The sequence below is a fragment of the Streptomyces sp. AK010 genome (assembly GCF_014207295.1).
Taxonomy (GTDB): domain Bacteria; phylum Actinomycetota; class Actinomycetes; order Streptomycetales; family Streptomycetaceae; genus Streptomyces; species Streptomyces massasporeus.
Genome location: NZ_JACHCX010000037.1, coordinates 19,477 through 36,440, shown reverse-complemented (window position 1 = coordinate 36,440; position 16,964 = coordinate 19,477). Strand labels below are relative to the sequence as shown.

Sequence of the window (16,964 nt, the reverse complement as noted above, 5' to 3'; positions counted from 1 at the left end):
CCGCGCGGAACTCCGCGTCGAACTTCCGTCTCTTGCCCGCCATGACTCCCAACTTCCCCTGCAGTCACGGTCTCTACGCTACGAGGGGAAGGTCACACTGCCGCGTAGCAGCTTGTGCAGACCGGGCCCATCGGCCAGTACGCGTGAACAGGACGGTCACGGAGACAACGTGCGCATGGACCCGTAGTGCGGGGATAACACCTCTGGCAGAACGGCTGTCCCGCCACCTTGCGCGCGCAGGGCCGGAGCCGGCCGCAGGCGGAGCAGGTGACCGGCGGTGCGTCATAGCAGCGGGAACACAGATCGGGCGTGTCGTCGCCGCCGCGCCGGACGACCTTGCGGACTTCTCCGCAGCTGCCGCAGCGACGCTGGGGTTGTCGATAGCAGCGCCGGCAGACCGGACCGTCCACCGAGATCGCTTGGACTGGAGCTTGATCTCCGCACCCGACGCAGGTGCGCTCGGGGCGTGGGTGGCACCCCTGACAGCGGACACTGCCGTCGGGCATGCGGAAGGTCGCGCGGCGTACTCGCCCGCACTGCCCGCATGCGGTGGCAACGTGCTTGCCGTAGCAGGTGCCGCAGAGCGGACCGTTGGGGCCCCTGGCGTTGATCTTCATCTGTCGGCCGCAGCCTGAGCAGGTCTTCGGCGGCCGCACCCGACGAGCACAGGCCGAACAGCAGTGTCCGGCCGGGAGGCGATGTGTGAGTTGGCGCGAGATCTTTCCGCAGCCGGCGCATGTCGGCAGGGTGACCGGGCCGTGTCCGGCGGCCTCCAGGGCATGCGCGAGCCGCACCAGATTCTGCGGAGGTGTCGGGCCCGGACTCGTCAGGGCGTCCTGGTGATCCTGGAAATGGCGGGCAAGGGCGACGCAGGAACGTGCTGTGATCTTCCCGCGCTTCAGTGCCTGCGCTGCCTGTTCGCCGGTCACCCCCGTGAGCCGGGCGGTCAGGTGGGCTACGACCTGCCGATACGCCTCGTCGAGGCGGAGAGGAGCGGTCATTCCGGGCCGGGGCGCCGGATCGTCGTGCGACGCGCCCGCGGTCGGGACGCCGGCTGCTCGCCGGCGGTCTTGCGCACCTCAGCGTTGGCGACCTCCACCTGGATCAGGTCGTTGGGCTCACACGCGAGGATGTCGCACAGCGCGGCGAGCGTGTCCATGGACAGTCGTTGCGGTGTCTGGGTCACGAGACGAAAGACCTGCTCACGTGACAGATGCACACCGCGTTCGGCCAGCAGCGGGACGAGTTCCGTGGTCTGGAACATGCCCTTCTCCGCCATCCGGATCCGTAGCTGCCAGTCGATGCCCATCTTCCTGATCATGTTTCCTGCCCCCATAGATCGCCGTGACGGGCTTGCAGTGAGCGCCGCAGCAGCCGGTTTCGGAACTCGTCCGAGACGTGGCTGTAGATGGCCGTGGTGCTGGCGTAGGCATGGCCGACCTGGTCCTGGACGAACTTCTCTGGATAACCGAACTCGATCAGGTGGGTCACGTAGCTGTGCCGCAGCGAATGCAGATCCAGCTCCGCCGGCAGGTCGGCGGCCCGGCGCGCTGTCTCGAAGGCGTCGTTCAGCCGTCTCAGGGACATCCGGTCGCGGCGCTCGGTGATCCAGAACGCCGGGTGCTTGCCCGGCACGAAGGCGGGGCGGACCTCGCTGACGTACTGGTCGAGAACGTCAACGATCCAGTCCATCTCCGGGACGGTCAGAACGCTGCGGCGCTTGGGAGGGCCGCCCTTGGACGCCTTGCCGTGACGGACGAAGATCGCTCCGAAACGGCCGTATCCGGCGACCTTGGGGTTTCGGCGCAGGTCGCACAGGTCCAGGCCGCACGCTTCCTGGCGCCGCAGGCCGAAGGCGTAGACCGCCTTCAGGACCATGGCGTCACGAAGCGCCGCGAGCGAACCCTTGCGTCGTCGTGTGCGGATCTCCTCGACGCGGCCGTCGGCGGCGTCGAAGAGCGCTTGGACTTCGTCGTAGGTGAGCGGGGCGGCGCTCGGCGGCTCCTTCGTACTCGCTGGTATGGGTGATCGTGTTCCACTCGTGCAGAAGCTGTACTGGAACCCGGCCGAAGCGCTCGTTGCACGCCGACGGCCAGCCGTAGCGGGTGTCGGTGATGTATTCGAAGAACAGCCGGAGGTCGTTCTGGTAGTTCCGTGCGGTGGACACCGCCAGCGGCCTGCCAGGCCGCCGCGTACGAAGATCATCGAAGAATGCCTCCACCTCGGCGGGGTCCCATTGCCACGGGTACTCATTGGTAAATCGGGCCAGCCGACGGACCAGCGCAATCCGGGGGTTGATCGTCGACTCCCTCAAGAAGCGCGTGCGCTGCTGCAGTGCCCAGCCTTCCAACATCGCTTCCAGGACGGCGGGTTCGGGGTCCAGGTGCACGACTCCGTCGGCGAGGACCAGGCGCGCGGCTCCAGGCATATCAACGACAGCACTCACGATGCATCTAACGCATCATCGTTGAGTCGGTAACGGGTGCCAGGTCAGCGCATCCCAACCAGCCACCGACCCGGCGCTAACCTGGGCACCAACTGCAGCTCAGCGAGTTGGCGCAGCGCGAGATGTGTTGCATTCGATGCAATACGGCAGCCTGCGAACAGTTCAACGCCTTCGACGCACACAACCCGCACGTCTACCGCGCTCTGGAACGCATGGCCGCCCGCCGCCTGGCCGCCGGCGCCACACGGGTCAGCCTCAAGGACCTCTTCGAAGACCTGCGCCGCCAACTCCCGTACGGTGTCGCCGGGCTGAACAACAACTTCACCGCCCTCTACGCCCGCCGCCTGATCGACGACCACCCCCACTGGGCCGGGGCGTTCGAGCTGCGCCGCCGCCGTGCCGCCTGAGACACCCCTCTCTTCTCCCGTCCTGCCGTCCACCGATACGGAGAACCCCTTCTTGTCCGCACGTCCCCTCGTGCTCGTCGTTTCTCCCGGCGACGAGACCTATCGCGGCTACCTCCTTGAGCAGGTGGCCGCCGCGTACGACGTCGTCTTGCTCACCGGCGCCGAGCCGTCGTGGGAGAAGCCGTTCATCGTCGACCACGCCGTAGTCGACCTGACCGACCCCACCGCACTGCTTGCCGCCGGCCGGGCCCTGGCCGAGCGCCACGACCTCGTCGGCGTGGTCACCTGGGACGAGTGGCACCTCGTCCCCACAGCCCGCCTTGCTCGCGCGCTCGGTCTGTCCTCGACGTCCGTCGAGGTGATGCGGGCCTGCCGCAACAAGGCCACCGCCCGCACCCTCTTCGCCCGCCACGGAGTGCCGTCGGCCGCCTCGATGAAGGCGCGGACCCTGCTGGAGGCTGGCCTTGCGACCATGACGCTGGGCTACCCGGCCGTCATCAAGCCCGCCGCGTCCGCCGGCAGTATCGGCGTGATCCGCGTCGATCAGCCCGAAGAACTGCCTGGGGCCTTCGAGTTCGCCTCCGCAGGTGCGAGCCGCAGCCGCGAGGACACCGGCGTCCTGGTCGAGGAGTACCTCGACGGGCCGGAAGTCTCCGTCGAGTGCGTCACCCATCGCGGCGCGACCACAGCGGTCGCCGTGACCCGCAAGCACCTGGGCCCCGCACCGTACTTCGTCGAGGCTGGCCACACCGTCGATGCCGCCGACCCGCTCCTGGACCAGGTCGCCCCGGCAGCCGCTGCTGCGGTCAAGGCCCTGGGCGTTACCGAAGGCGTGCAGCACGTCGAGCTGCGCCTGGTGGACGGCAGGCCCCGGCTGATCGAGGTCAACGCACGCGTCGGCGGCGACATGATCGGCCACCTCGTCCGCCTCGCCACCGGCATCGACTTGCCCAAGGCCGCCGCCGACCTTGCCTGCGGCCGTGCACCGGACCTCACCCCCACCCGCAGCGCAGCCGCAGGCATCCGCATGCTCTACCCGGACGCCTCCGGCACCCTCACCGCACGGCACATCAACCAACCCTTCGCCGCCCACACCCCGTGGCTGCGGCAGATCCAGTGGATCCGCGAGATCGGCGAGCAGCTCCTCCTGCCGCCCGACGGCGACCTGTTCACCGCCCGGGCCGGGTTCTACATCGTCACCGGCCGCAGCACCGCCGAGGTCACCGACCGCCTCGATATCGCCGCCGACGAGATCACCATCGCCACGAGGACGGACCGATGAGCCACCAGCCCGATCCGCGCTGCGACATTGACGGCGACGTCTACGTCTCCCCGCGCCATCTCGCCTCCACCACCGGGACCGGTGACCCCGCCCTCGCGCCGCTGCTCGACCTCGGTTGGGACCTCCGGTACGACGAGGACTCCAACGTGTACGTAAGCGCTCCCGACCGACGAGTGCGCCTGGGCTACCTGCCCGAAGGCGAAGACGACGGGCTCTGGCGCATCAACGCCTACAAGGACTCGGCCCGCCGGCATGGGGCGTCTGTTTCAACGACCGCGTCCCCACCGAGTTCGTCCAGGCATTCACCACTGTCCTCGCTACGGCGTACGAGCAGGGGCCGGACGCCTACCTCGCCCGGCCGGTCTCCGGCATCGACGAGCACGATCCCTTTCTCGCCGTCGTCCCGCTCCTGAAACAGGGCTGGGAGATCGACCGCCCGCGCTGGGGCGTCTTCGCGGTCCAGGCACCGGACGGGCTCGCCGGCATGGAGTTCACCACCGGCGACCTCGATCCGGAGGCCGAGCTAACGACGCGGGACGCTCGCTGGCAGCTGTGGGCGGGCAAGTCCATCGACCGGCCCGTCTGGTACGCCACGGCCAGCACCGACATCCCCGTCGCCCTGCTCACCGCCGTCACCGAGTGCGTCGCCGATCCGGCTCCGCTGCCCCGCTGGCGCGAGGAGACCTTCAGCTACATCAAGGGGATGGCCCAGCTCACCCCGATCCTTCCGCCAGGACCGCCGGCCCCCACCCCGCTCGACGTGCAGCGGGCCGTCGCATCCCGCCGCCCGGCCGCGCTCCCCGCTCCCAGCGTCCCGCGCTGGAGCACCGCCAGCCGACCGGCCCTGCCCGGCCCACGCCGGTAGGACCAGCCCAACCCCGACCGGAGACCTTCTTGTCCCTGCAAGCCCCCGAGTTCTTCGCCGAGCTGTGCCTCCCCTTCCACGACCACACGGTCGTGGGCAACACCTACTTCGCCGCCCCCGTCCCCGACGCACCGCTGCGGCTGCGAATCGATTTCACCGGCACCATCCACGCGGACACCTACGGCGGGCTGCGTGTGGCGGTCGTCCACCCGGACCGCGGCGAGATCGACGCGGTGGCGCTCAGCTTCGTAGACCACGGGACCTTCCACCGCCGCGACGAAGCCACCAACACTCGACCGAACACCAAGCAGTACGGCACCTTCGACACGTACCACCGCCCCGGCCGACCCCCGTGGGACGGGGCCGTCACCACCGGGCTGCGCGACGCCATCGAGCAGTACACCACCGTCTGGTTCCCCGGCGCCTGGGCCGCGTCCGCGCCCAGACGCACGGCTAGCCGTACACCGCGCAGCACTCCCGTCCCGCCGACCACCCCCGCCAGGGCCCGCACCCGCTGATTCCGCGTACCGATCCTCGCGCAGCTCAGTTCCGCGCAGCCTTCCCGGCAGGAGCCTCCCCTCGTGTTGCCCGAACCGCTCACCGACCCCTTCAAGGACCTCGACCCTGCCCAGACCGTGAGGGTTCGCCCGGGTCACCTCGCCGGTCCCGGCCATATCGGTGGCGCACGCTGCCCAGGCCCTCCGGAGGGAGGAAGGTCTGCCTGATCTCCACCGAGCCCCTGCACCGGGCCGCCGTCAAAGAGGTCCCCTTCCACACCCGCCGTCACCTCTTCGTCGCCGCACCAGCTGCGGCCAAGCGGCCGCCCAGCTATCCGACGCCCGCTCTGCCGCCCCGACGCGACGCACGCCGTTGGCCGCACTCGCTGACCTTCCCCCTACTGACCAAGGAGTCCTCTTCTTCGTGCACGCACGTCTCGTCCGATCCGCCGCCGTCGCTGTCGCGGTGACCGCCACCCTCACCTGGGCGCCGGCCGCGAGCGCCCAGCCCTCCGAACCAACCCCCTCGGCCTCTGCCGTCCCCGCCGAGACACCAGCCCCGGACGCGGGCAGCGTCGAGATCACCGCGAAGGACACGGCCGGGGACGTCCTCCCCGGCGCCACGCTCCTGCTGCTCGACTCCACCGGCCAGGAAGCCGGACGCGGGAAGACCGACTCACTGGGGAAGCTGACCTTCCCCGGCCTTGCGCCGGGTGTCTACCGGCTCAAGGAGACGGCTTCTGGCAGCCCGCTCCACGAGGTCGTCGCCGACCAGGACGTCATTGTCACCCCGGGCGCGACCACACGGCTGTTGATCACCGACCCGTTCAAGGCCGCCAAGGTCCTCCTACATGCCAAGGACGACAAGTCCGGCAAGCTCCTGCCCGGCGCGACCGTGAACATCGGAACCGGCGACTCGACGCTGCTCACTCTGACCACCGGCTCCAAGGGCACCGCCTCTGGAGAGCTGCCGGTGTCGAGCCGGAAGACCCAGTTCTGGGTCAAGGAGATCAAGGCTCCCGCCGGCTACGACCTCTACGAGCCGTCCAAGACGTTCCGCGCGGGTCCCGGCGTCCCCGTGACCGTGACAGTCACCAACGCCCAGACCGCGACCACCCCGCCGCCCCCGCAGAAGCCGACCGACAGGGCCACCGACAAGCCCTCCCCGAGCAAGCCCGGCAAGGACGGGGACGTCTCGGTGCCATCCGCCTCGGGTACCCCGACCGCCGACAAGACCGCGGCGAGCACCGCGGCGCCCGCCCCTGCGGGCTCGCTCGCTCACACAGGCGCCGACGCCGCCCCGTGGCTGATCGGCAGTGCCGGAGTTCTGATCGCTGCTGGCGGAGGCGCCCTCATTGCGGCTCGCCGCCGACGCACGGACAACTCCACTGACGACGGCTCCAGCGAGAGCTGACCCTACTCACGGCATGACGCAGAGCCCCCGGAATCCCCCGATTCCGGGGGCTCTGTCGTGGATGCGTATCCGATGCGAGCGGAGGCGGTGTGCGATGCGGTCGATTCACCCGCCGCCCATGCGTGGCTCTTGCGTATCGCCGAACCGTGAAGACTCGTACGCGCGTTCACCGTCAGGGGTGGACTTACCACCTCTTTGGTGTCGGGCAATACCGAACACCAGCGCGGGCGTGCAGAGGTGCGGCAAGCTGCCGCGGGAAATCAGAGTTCTCGCACCAGAGGAGCCACCCATGGCCGAGTCGATCGTCGTCCCCGACCTATGGACGGGGCACTGCCAGTGTGGCGACCACGCGTACGAGGCGTCCGGTATTCCGAACGACCCGCACTTGTGCTTCCCTGATGATTGAGTGAGTTCAAGGGACTCACAGGGGTGGTTGATGGACGAGTGGTGGCTGGTGTTCGTGCCGGATCCGGAGCGGTGGGGGCCGCTGCCGGAGGAGGGGGTGCTGGGGGTCCGCGACCTGCCGGGAGCTGTGGCCGCAGTGGGGCTCCAGCCGGGCGATCCGGTGTTTGTACGGCCTGATTTCGTGGTCGACCCAGAGCTGCTGGAATTCGTGCTCTCCTCGGAATTCCATCCCTTGGAGCGGGAAACTCGGCGGAATTACGCGCTGGATATCCGACTGTTGCTGACTTGGTTGTTGCGACGCGGGATCCCGTGGCGGCAGGCGACCGAGAGCGACTTGCGCGCGTACCGAGAGTTTCGGTGTGACTCGCCACTCAATCCAAGCCGAATCAGCGGGGCGAAGTGGGATAGGGAAGCGTCGGCTTTCACGCGGCTCTACCGGTGGGCGAAGGTCACGCCACTGCCGGTGGATAGCCGACGCCGGACGGACCGAGCTGCAGACGCCCGCAGCTCGCGGGTCTCGTGGCTGACTCCGCGCACCTGGGGTCTTTGGCAGGACGTGGGCCTTCGCGGCGTCGGTCCCGACGGAACACCGGTGTCGGGTTGGGACGCGCGGACCGAGCTTCGGAACACCTCGTTCGTCGGGTTCACACTCAGCTCGGGACTGCGGCGGCAGGAATCCGGCGCCATGTTGACGTTCGAAGTGCCGTCCCGCCCGCTGCGCTCGGGCCGCTACTGCCATGGGGAGGTGGCACGAGCGCTGTCCCGCTCGAAACGAGACCGGACCTTCTATGCTTCGGTCGAGTCACTGCGCCAGGTCAGCGCCTACGCAGAGTCGGAACGGGCCTGGGCAGTCGCACGAGCCCAGGCCCAGGGACGCTACGAGAAGTTGCCGCTGATGCGGCTGATCACGAAGGTCACGACGGGCCTAACCCCGACGGTCCACTGGGTCGACCGCGACGGCGTCCAAGGCCGATATGACCTGAACCTGCTCGACTGGCGTGAGCGGCAGTGGCTGTTCGTCGAGGGACCACAGGGCCCGGAGCCCGCGTGGTTGTGGCTGACCGAGCAGGGCCTGCCCATGCTGCCGGACCGATGGAACACCGTGTTCCGGCAGGCCAACCAACGGTGCGAGCAAGCTCTGCTGACTCCACAGGAACGGGAGACGTCCCGGCTGCTGCGGGTCGCGGAGATCCGTGGGAAGGTCCCGTACGCGACACCCCACTCCATGCGGCACTCGATGGCGCTCTACATGTTGATCCTGCTCAACGAGTTGATGGACAAGAAGTACGGGCTGACCGCCGCGGACCGGCGCGACTTCGCCCAGCTTTACGGCGACCCGTGGTGGCTGGTGAAGACCCTGTTGGGGCACAAGGACGTTGAAACGACGAAGGAGCACTACCTCCGCCCGGTCATGCATCTGCAGCTGGAGTCGATCCTCGCCTTTGACGCTGAGGACGAGCCCGGTGAGACCGACGAGACGAAGGATCTGAACGGTCTGTTCGCCCGGCTGGCCCGGGAGACCTCCGGGATCCAGGACATCGAGGTGCTGGTCGACGCCCTGCCCGTCGCGGAAGCCTCATGAGTGGGAGAGGCCGCCGAGCGGTCCTGCCGCCGCCGGGCTTCCAGGCAACCCAGCGAATAGCCGCCGACGGACTGCAGGTCACGGTGGTCAACAAGGAGGGCTACGAGAGGGTCTTCGACTTCGCCGAGCTTTCCATACCTCAGTCGATGCGCGGGTCACTCGCGCGGGCGTTCGCCGCGCAGTCCATGGGGTGGAACAGCCACTCAAGCGGCGAATCGTAGCGGCAGTCTGTGGAGGTCTTCGCCCGGTTCCTCAAGGCCCAGGGGCACCCCGCCGAGGACCTCGGCGACCTCACTTCGGCCACGCTCCGGCTGTGGCGCAACAACCACAAGGACACCCCCGGCGGGCGCGAGGCCCTGGCCAAGGTGCGTACGCTGCTGAGGCGCGAGCCGCGGCTGGCGCAGGGCACGGCCGCCGAGGAGCTGGCTCGCCCGGTTCCGAAGAAGGGCAAGTCGTCCAAGCAGTCCTACCGGCCGTCGGAGCGCAGCCAGGTGCTGCTGGCCGCCGAACGGCAGTTCCGGGCCGCGCTGTTGCGGATCCGGGAGAACACCGCGCTGCTGGACCGCTACCGGGCAGGTTCGCTGGACCCGACCAGCCGTGAGTGGAGGGTTGCGTCCGTCATCGAGTACCTGGCCGCCACGGGTGAACTGCCTGGGTACCCGGACAAGGAGGGGAAGGTCTACACCCGGGCCGAGAATCTGCTGCGCGGGAAGAACCGTGGGAAGACGACCGGCCGGCTGTTCCTGAGCCGGGCGGAGCTGACGGCGCTGGCTGTGATGATGACCGACCGCTACGGCTGGAACCTGTCGGTCTATGACCGTCTGCGTGTGCCCGTGATCACCCCGTCCGCAGGAGAACAGACCGCGGTTACCTACGAGGTCCTGGTGGAGAAGCGCCGCTCCGGCGAGGGCCGGTGGTTCGCTACGGAGAACTACACCGACTCCGGAGCGGACTCGCCGGGCAGGCTCGTCACCCAGGCCCTGGAAGCCACGAAGCACGGGCGGACCCTGGCTGCCGCCCTGTCACCGGGCCACGACCTGCTGATGGTCGCCCGCAACCGGCGCCGTGACGACGTGGACTCCAATCTGGACCGGCCCCGGAACGTCGGCCCGCTGTGCTTCGGGGTGTCCAAGGCCGACGCACGAGTATGGGCCAGGTCCCACAACATCGGCTCGCCCTTCCAACGTGCCCGCAGGACTACCGTCACCACGACGGGAAAGCCGCTGCAGCACAAGCCCGGCACTCACGAGAGCATCTACGTCCTGCCCGACGAGAACGTCCAGAAGGCCGCCGTGGACGTGATCGCGGCGGGCGCCGAGGAAGCCCTCGAACAGGCCCGCGAGCACACCTTCCACGGGCGCCTGACGGACGCGGCCGACGCGGCCCACCAAGAGACCGCGACGGCGGACTGCGCGGATGAGGACAGCAGCCCCTGGCCGGACCCGAACGGGGGCTGCGGCGCGGACTTCCTGCTCTGCCTGTCGTGCGAGAACTCCCGGGTCCACACCGGTCACCACCCGCGCCTGGCGCTTCTGCGGCGGCAGGTGATCTCGCTTCGCTCCGCCTGGCCCGAGAAGCTCTGGCGCGAGCGCTGGGACGAACATCTCCTGCGACTCGATGACCTGCGGTCAAAGGTCAACGAGAGCACCTGGGATGCGGCACTGGGCCGGGTGACCGACCGCGACCGAATGATCATTGACCACCTACTCGAAGGAGACCTGGCCCCGTGACGACCGCACTGTCCATCGAGGCCGATCCCTACATCCTGCCCCTGCCGGAAGCGGATGGCCCGGTCGTCATGGACCGGTGGATCAGCGCCGGCAACCCCCACCCCAACTCCCGCTACAGCGACGACATCTGGTCGCTGGGGCCGCTAACCGACAACCCCGGGGACAGCATCCACAAGATCAATCTGAGGAAGTGCCCGGAACCCTTGCGGAGCGACATCCGGCGTGTCCTGTGGGTCCTGATCAACGGCGAGCTGCGCCCCACCTACATACGGGAACGGGGGTTTCAGAACCGGACACGCGACGGCGTGATCAGCATGCGCGACAACATCTTGCAGTGGCTGAGGTTCGCGCGCTGGCTCGACCGACAAGGCGTTTCCCGGCTCAGCGACTGCACCACGGAGCACTGGAAGGCGTACGCCGCCAAGTCCGCCAGCGGCTGTACGCGCGGTCATGCCCTGACGATTCTGCGCTGGCTCTCGGACCTGTGGGCCTTCGACCAGCTCTCGGTCAGTCCTTGCGGCATCACGCGTCCTCCCTGGGAGGACGAGGGCATCGACGACTATCTGCCCGCCGCGACCGCGGAGGCTGGTGGGGAGAACAAGACCGAGCCGCTGGATCCGACCGTGATCGGCCCTTTGCTCACCTGGTCGATCCGTCTGGTCGAGGACTTCTCCGGCGACATCCTGGCTGCCTGGGACGAACGCCGCCGCATGCACGCACAGGTGAAAGCCGCCAAGACCACCCGCGAGGGCCTGGCAGCTCTCAAGAGCTATCTACTGCCTCTGATCAACTCCGGTGCACCGCTGCCCGCCACCGTGAGCCGGATGCACGGTGTCACCCTGGCGCACCACTACGTTGCCGCGGTCACCGGGTGCAGCCGGACCCAAGTCCAGACCATCGTCGCCCGGCGCGGACTCTACCGACTCGCGGCTCAGCGGCCTGGCCCCAGCCCGATGCAGGTGCCGGTTACGGGCCGGATCGAGGGACGGCCATGGCGCGAGTTCATGGACTACGAGGAGACGCCGATCCTGGTGCGGCACCTGGCTACGGCAGCCGCAATCGTGATCTTGTATTTGACTGGGATGCGCTCCCAGGAGGCACGGTCGCTGCGATCCGGCTGCTGCCCCGACCCGCAACCGAATCCCGATGGCTCCATGCCGCGGCATCTGATCCGCTCCCACCACTACAAGAACGTCCGTGACTCCGACGGGCACCATGTCTCCGCTGGCGAGGAGCGGGCAGTCCCATGGGTCGCGATCACTCCGGTCGTCAACGCCATCCGCGTCCTGGAACGCATCGTCCCCAAGGGCGAGCTCTTGTTCAGCTCCACCCACCACGACATCGTCTCCCAGCGAAGGCACCACGGTGCGCTGAAGCGGGCCACGCTGGATCGCCGCGTCGAGGACCTCGTGAAGTGGATCAACCAGGAGGCCACTGCTCAGGGCCTGCCAGATCAACGGGTACCGGAGGACCCGCACGGCAACCTTGGACTGAGCCGTCTGCGCAGAACCCTGGCCTGGCACATCGCCCGCCGGCCCGGCGGCCTGGTCGCCCTCGCCATCCAGTACGGTCACATGCGCACCGTCCTGGACGCCCGCACCTCCACCGGCTACGGCAGCCGCGAGCGCAGAGGCTTTCACGGGGTGCTCGACGTCGAAACCGCCCTCGCCGCCGCACAGACCGCCGCCCGGCTGCGCGATGCCACGGCGGCTGGCGAGAAGATCTCCGGACCGGCAGCGCGGCGGGCGATCGTCGGAGCGACCTCGATCCCCAGCTTCGAAGGCGCCCTGACCACCCCGAAGGCCGCCGCCAAGTTCCTCGAACGCGACGGCCTCGTCCTCTTCGACAACCCGGACGCCTTCCTCATCTGCGCGTTCAAGCGCGACACTGCCCTGTGCGATCCGGACCCCGGAGCGACGGCGCCGAACCAGTTCGCCTGCCAACTCGGCTGCGGCAACGCGGTCCGCACCGACAGCCACGCACATGCGGCACGAAAGCACGCCGATCGGCTCGACGCGAAGGCAGCCAGCGTGCCCCAGCCCCTGGGCAACCGGCTTCGCCTGACCGCCGCCCGGTTCCGCGCTCTCGCAGACGCCCACGACTCCGCCGCCCACTCCGCAGAGGAGGCCATCGCATGAACCAGGACCACGAGGACGAACGCTCCCGCATCCGCGCGGCCATCGACCGCCTCCTGGCCGGCCAGGCCACATGCTCCAACGGCAGCCTCACTGCGGTCGCCCTCGCCGCAGAAGCCGATGTTCACCGCATGGCTCTGCACAAGCGCCACGCCGACCTCAAGGAAGAGTTCTACGCACGCGTGCGCGCAGAGACGCACCAGACGCCGGAAGTCGAGAAGCGACTGCGCAAGGAAGTTGTCCGTCTGAAGGAGGCCCTCAAGGAGTCCCGGGCTGCCGAGGCCGAATCACGGCACCGAGCGGAGCAAGCGGTCCTTGCGGCTGCCGTCCTCATCTTCCAGAAATCCACCGGGCAAGACCAAACCGCCCCCGGGAATGTCGTCCCCCTCCGCCCGGATGGCGCCTGACCCTGCCTGACCCTCGCCTATGCCGTGCTCGCGCACCATCAGAGCACGGCGGCGCCCTCATCAGAGCCGTCACCCTCGCGGTCGGCGAACCCTCGGTTGCTCAGCCCGAGTTGCGTGAATCCTCGCTGCTCAGGCCGAGCAACTGGCAGCGTTGGCGACGAGCGCCAACGAGTAGCCGTCGGTTCCGGCGAATTGGTCGTGGCACCGGCCGGTCGGCGTGATCCTTAGGAGCGCGGCGCCGTGTGTTCCTCGACGATCAGTCCCGCAGGTGCCGTAACCGATGTGATCCGGCCGTCGGTGCCGATCGCGATGTCGAGTGGTTCTCCGGCGATGGTGAGTCCTGTGAGGGTGAGTGCGCCGACGGGGAGTGGGCCTGTCGGGCGGAGGCGGAGGCGGCCGGCGGGTACGTCGGGCTCCAGTCCGGTCAGTGCGCTCATGAGGGCGATGGCCGCTGCCGCCGACCAGGCTTGTGGCCGGCAGGCGGCGGGGTAGGGGACGGGGGCGGGGGTGTCGGTGCGGGCGTCGCCGCCCCACAGTTCCGGCAGTCGGTAGGCGAAGGCCGGTGCTGCGGCGAGGATGCCCTCGATGAGCCGGGCTGCGGCTTCGGGGTGTCCGGTGCGGGCGAGGCCGGTGACGGCGATGGCGGTGTCGTGCGGCCAGACGGTGCCGCAGTGGTAGCGCAGCGGGCCGAAGCCGCCGGACTGGGACGACATCGTGCGCAGCCCGTAGGCGTCGGACATGTCGGGGGCGGCGAGCCGTGCGGCGACCGTGGCGGTCTCCTCGGCGTTGAGGATCCCGGTGGCCAGGAGGTGGCCCATGTTGCTCGTCACGGAGTCCACAGGGCGGCCCGAGCCGTCGAGTGCCATGGCCGGGTAGGGGCCTTGCTGGTCGGAGACCCAGAACCGGGCGCGGAATCGGTCGGCGAGGTCGGCCGCGAAGGTCCGCCAGCGTTCACCGTCGGGCAGTGCGAACGTGTCGAGGAGTGCGGCCCCGGCGAGGGCGGCCTCGTAGGCGTAGCCCTGAACTTCCGCGAGGGCGAGGGGTGCTTCGGCGAGGCGGCCGTCGGCGTACCGGGCTGCGTCCCCGGAGTCCTTCCATCCCTGGTTGGCCAGTCCGGTGCCGGTGTGGTCGATGTAGGAGAGGAACCCGTCTCCGGCCTTGGCGGCGGTGTCGATCCAGCCGAGCGCCGCCTTCAGCGCGGGCAGCAGCGGTTCGATGTCGGTGGCGGGCAGTCCCCAGCGCCAGGCGTCGTGGAGGAGGCAGATCCACAGGGGGGTCGCGTCGACCGTGCCGTAGTAGACGGGGGGCAGGCGCAGGCCCTGGCCGTCGTCGAAGAGGTCGCGCCGGACCTCGTGAAGGATCTTGCCGGGTTCCTCTTCGGCCGCCGGGTCGGTGTGGGTGCCCTGCCGGGCGGCCAGGGTGCGCAGGGTGCCCAGGGCGAGGTCGGTGCCCAGGGGCAGGAGCATCCGTGCGGCCCACAGGCTGTCCCGGCCGAAGAGCGTGAAGAACCAGGGGATGCCCGCGGCGAGGAAGGTGTCGCCGGGTGATTCGGCCGTGGCCATGCGCAGTGAGTGGAGGTCGTCCAGGCTCTGCGCGACCAGGGCGGGCAGTCGGCGGTCGTCGGCGGTGACGTCCGGGCGCTGCCAGGTGGGCTTGGGGTCGGCGGCGGTGACGACTGCGGCCGTGTCGGAGACCTCGACGGCCAGGTGCAGGTCGATGTCCTCACCGGGCTTGAGGGTGAGGGTCCAGGTCAGGGTCGAACGTTCGGCGTCGGGCGTCGCGCCGGGGGCGCTCACGGTGACGGCGACCGCCTGGTCGCCCCAGCGCAACAAGCCTGCGCCGGAGGACAGTTCGCCCGTCGGCTCGGCCGGAGAGCGGGGCGGCAGACCCGCCTTGGTGTGCTCCAGTGTCACGAGGTCTCCGGCGACCTCGACCCGGATGGCGAGATGCACAGGCTTCGTCGCGGTGGAGCGCACAGTCAGCTGTTCGGCGAGCCGGCCGGGCGTGACGGTGCGCTGTCGGTCGACGCGGACGGTCGGGTCCGGGATGGCGTCACCGAGTGCCTGGACCAGGCCGACAAAGCGGCTGCTGCCGGGCCCATCCGTCCCGTTCATGACCGCGACAGCCGGGAGCCAGTCCTCGCCCGTGGCCCCGGCCTCGCCTTCATCCTCACGGCCCCCGCCGCCGGCGGGAGGCGCCTTCCCCGCGTGCTCGCCGGACGGTGCGTGGTCGTCGGGGCGCAGCGTCACGCGCAGCAGGCTCAGCGCCCGTATGTCGGCGTGGAAGAGCCCGTGGACGCCGGCCCCGGGAGCGGCTGCGTCGAGGTCGCCGTCCGGCCGGGACAGCATCACGGTCGGGGCGGCGAGGGTGACCGCGAGATCGTGCAGGAGCGGCTGCCGCTGGGGTGAAGTCATGGAAGCTCCGTCCGGTGCCCTCGTGTCTCGTGGGCGGTGGTGGGGGGCGGTTTGTGACTGCGCCGACTCTTGACAGGCCGGGCAGCGATCGCCACAGTAACCGATTGGAACGCTAAATTTAACGTTCAAATCGAAGTGGGACGGCAACACACTGCGACGCCACAACGGCGGATACGCTGCGGCGCAGTGGACTGATGGAGGTGGCTTCGCGATGGCGCGAGTAACACTCGAAAGCGTGGCGCGGCATGCCTCCGTGTCGACACAGACCGTGTCCAACGTCATCAACGCGCCGCACCGGGTCCGGCCGGAGACCCTGGCCCGCGTACAGGCGGCCATCAAGGAGCTCAACTACCGCCCGAACCAGGCTTCCCGGACGCTGCGGACCCGGCGTTCACGTCTGATCGGCGCCCGCATCGAGCCGGTGCGCGACGGTGTCAACGGCGCCGTTCTCGCCCAGTTCCTGCAGTCGCTGACCGCCCGGACCCAGGAGGCTGGCTACCGGATCGTGGTGTTCACGGCCGGCGACGACGATCACGAGTGCTCTCTGTACGAGCAGTTGCTCGATGACCACGACCTCGACGCCTTCGTCCTGCACGCCACCCACGCCGGCGACCGCCGGACGGCATGGCTCAGTGAGCGCAAGGTGCCGTTCGTGACCTTCGGCCGGCCCTGGGGGGCTGACCCCGAGGCCGCCGAGCGGCATGGCTGGGTCGATGTCGATGGCGCGCAAGGGACCCTTGCCGCGACCCGGCACCTCATCGAGAGCGGTCATCAGCGGATCGCGTTCCTCGGCTGGCCGCAAGGACCGGAAGGGGGAGAGGTCGGCGACGACCGGCGCAGCGGCTGGTCCGCGCTTCTCGCCGTGTCCGGAATCGACGTCCCGGACGGCTACGACGTGGGCGTTCCTGACGGGCTCGATACCGGCCGGGCAGCCGCTGCGGCCATGCTGGACCTGCCGAGTCCTCCGACGGCGATCGTCTGCGCGAGCGACTCGCTGGCGCTGGGTGCCTGGACCGAGATCACCGCGCGGGGGCTGCGCCCCGGGGCCGATGTCGCGGTGGTCGGTTTCGACGACTCCCCGACCGCGGCGGTCGTCGGCCTGAGCAGCGTGGCACAGCCGTACGACGAGGCCGCCGCCGCCTGCCTGCGGATGCTCCAGGAACTGCTGGCGACTCCCGAGCCGCCGGCCGTCCCACCCACCCCGATCCTGCTGCCGCCCCGGCTCGTCGTCCGGGCCAGCGGCTGACCCGTCCCGCGGCACCCGCACCCATCCACCGCCGAGCGGCTCCTTAGGGCCCTCCGGCCATCCTCCGCGATCCTGCTCACCGCCGCAGTACGGCCGACGGGACGCGGCCCTCTCCCCTCTACCACCGGCACCTC

The 16,964-nt window shown here is 69.4% G+C and carries 12 protein-coding genes and 2 pseudogenes; 11 read left to right on the top strand and 3 right to left on the bottom strand.

Going from position 1 to position 16,964, the window contains the following annotated elements; translation table 11 throughout:
* Nucleotides 1–997: 997 nt before the first annotated feature.
* Nucleotides 998–1,321: a helix-turn-helix transcriptional regulator gene (locus HDC93_RS36595; protein WP_185015088.1), complete on the bottom strand. Its 324-nt coding sequence runs from the start codon at nucleotides 1,319–1,321 to the stop codon at nucleotides 998–1,000.
* Nucleotides 1,318–2,446, bottom strand: a pseudogene (locus HDC93_RS36590) (tyrosine-type recombinase/integrase). Before HDC93_RS36590 ends, HDC93_RS36595 begins: the two are co-directional and overlap by 4 nt.
* A gap of 122 nt (nucleotides 2,447–2,568) precedes the next feature.
* Here HDC93_RS36590 and HDC93_RS36585 point away from each other — a divergent pair.
* The 10 genes and pseudogenes from HDC93_RS36585 to HDC93_RS36545 all read left to right on the top strand — a co-directional run bounded on the left by HDC93_RS36585 (nucleotide 2,569) and on the right by HDC93_RS36545 (nucleotide 13,170).
* A complete protein-coding gene (locus tag HDC93_RS36585; protein ID WP_185015087.1) occupies nucleotides 2,569–2,853 on the top strand; it encodes a hypothetical protein in 285 nt (94 codons plus the stop codon).
* A gap of 52 nt (nucleotides 2,854–2,905) precedes the next feature.
* Entirely contained in the window at nucleotides 2,906–4,135 is a 1,230-nt protein-coding gene (locus HDC93_RS36580) for an ATP-grasp domain-containing protein (protein ID WP_221517570.1), read from the top strand.
* Nucleotides 4,132–5,000 (top strand): annotated as a pseudogene (locus HDC93_RS36575) (DUF317 domain-containing protein). Before HDC93_RS36580 ends, HDC93_RS36575 begins: the two are co-directional and overlap by 4 nt.
* 29 nt (nucleotides 5,001–5,029) lie before the next feature.
* Nucleotides 5,030–5,518, top strand: a complete 489-nt coding sequence (locus HDC93_RS36570; protein WP_185015086.1) for a hypothetical protein — start codon at nucleotides 5,030–5,032, stop codon at nucleotides 5,516–5,518.
* 403 nt (nucleotides 5,519–5,921) lie between these two features.
* Nucleotides 5,922–6,911, top strand: a complete 990-nt coding sequence (locus HDC93_RS36565) for a collagen binding domain-containing protein (RefSeq protein WP_185015085.1) — start codon at nucleotides 5,922–5,924, stop codon at nucleotides 6,909–6,911.
* 436 nt (nucleotides 6,912–7,347) lie between these two features.
* Nucleotides 7,348–8,898 carry an integrase gene (locus HDC93_RS36560; protein WP_185015084.1) on the top strand — a complete coding sequence of 517 codons (1,551 nt, stop codon included), beginning with the start codon at nucleotides 7,348–7,350 and terminating at the stop codon, nucleotides 8,896–8,898.
* Nucleotides 8,895–9,119, top strand: a complete 225-nt coding sequence (locus HDC93_RS39115; protein ID WP_260419983.1) for a hypothetical protein — start codon at nucleotides 8,895–8,897, stop codon at nucleotides 9,117–9,119. The genes HDC93_RS36560 and HDC93_RS39115 overlap by 4 nt, the downstream gene beginning before the upstream one ends.
* Nucleotides 9,120–9,128: 9 nt before the next feature.
* Nucleotides 9,129–10,628, top strand: a complete 1,500-nt coding sequence (locus HDC93_RS36555) for a hypothetical protein (RefSeq protein WP_260419982.1) — start codon at nucleotides 9,129–9,131, stop codon at nucleotides 10,626–10,628.
* Complete coding sequence (locus tag HDC93_RS36550; protein ID WP_185015083.1) at nucleotides 10,625–12,766, top strand: integrase; 2,142 nt, start codon at nucleotides 10,625–10,627, stop codon at nucleotides 12,764–12,766. Before HDC93_RS36555 ends, HDC93_RS36550 begins: the two co-directional genes overlap by 4 nt.
* The gene (locus HDC93_RS36545) at nucleotides 12,763–13,170 is read left to right on the top strand and encodes a hypothetical protein (RefSeq protein WP_185015082.1); all 408 of its coding nucleotides are present in this window, start codon (nucleotides 12,763–12,765) and stop codon (nucleotides 13,168–13,170) included. Before HDC93_RS36550 ends, HDC93_RS36545 begins: the two co-directional genes overlap by 4 nt.
* Before the next feature lie 224 nt (nucleotides 13,171–13,394).
* Here the strand turns inward: HDC93_RS36545 and HDC93_RS36540 are convergent, their stop codons facing one another.
* Nucleotides 13,395–15,584 (bottom strand): glycogen debranching N-terminal domain-containing protein, encoded by a 2,190-nt coding sequence (locus tag HDC93_RS36540; RefSeq protein WP_185015081.1) that lies wholly within the window; start codon nucleotides 15,582–15,584, stop codon nucleotides 13,395–13,397.
* Between the two features lie 211 nt (nucleotides 15,585–15,795).
* Between HDC93_RS36540 and HDC93_RS36535 the strand changes: the two genes are divergently transcribed.
* Complete coding sequence (locus HDC93_RS36535) at nucleotides 15,796–16,830, top strand: LacI family DNA-binding transcriptional regulator (RefSeq protein WP_185015080.1); 1,035 nt, start codon at nucleotides 15,796–15,798, stop codon at nucleotides 16,828–16,830.
* The last annotated feature ends 134 nt before the right edge of the window (nucleotides 16,831–16,964 follow it).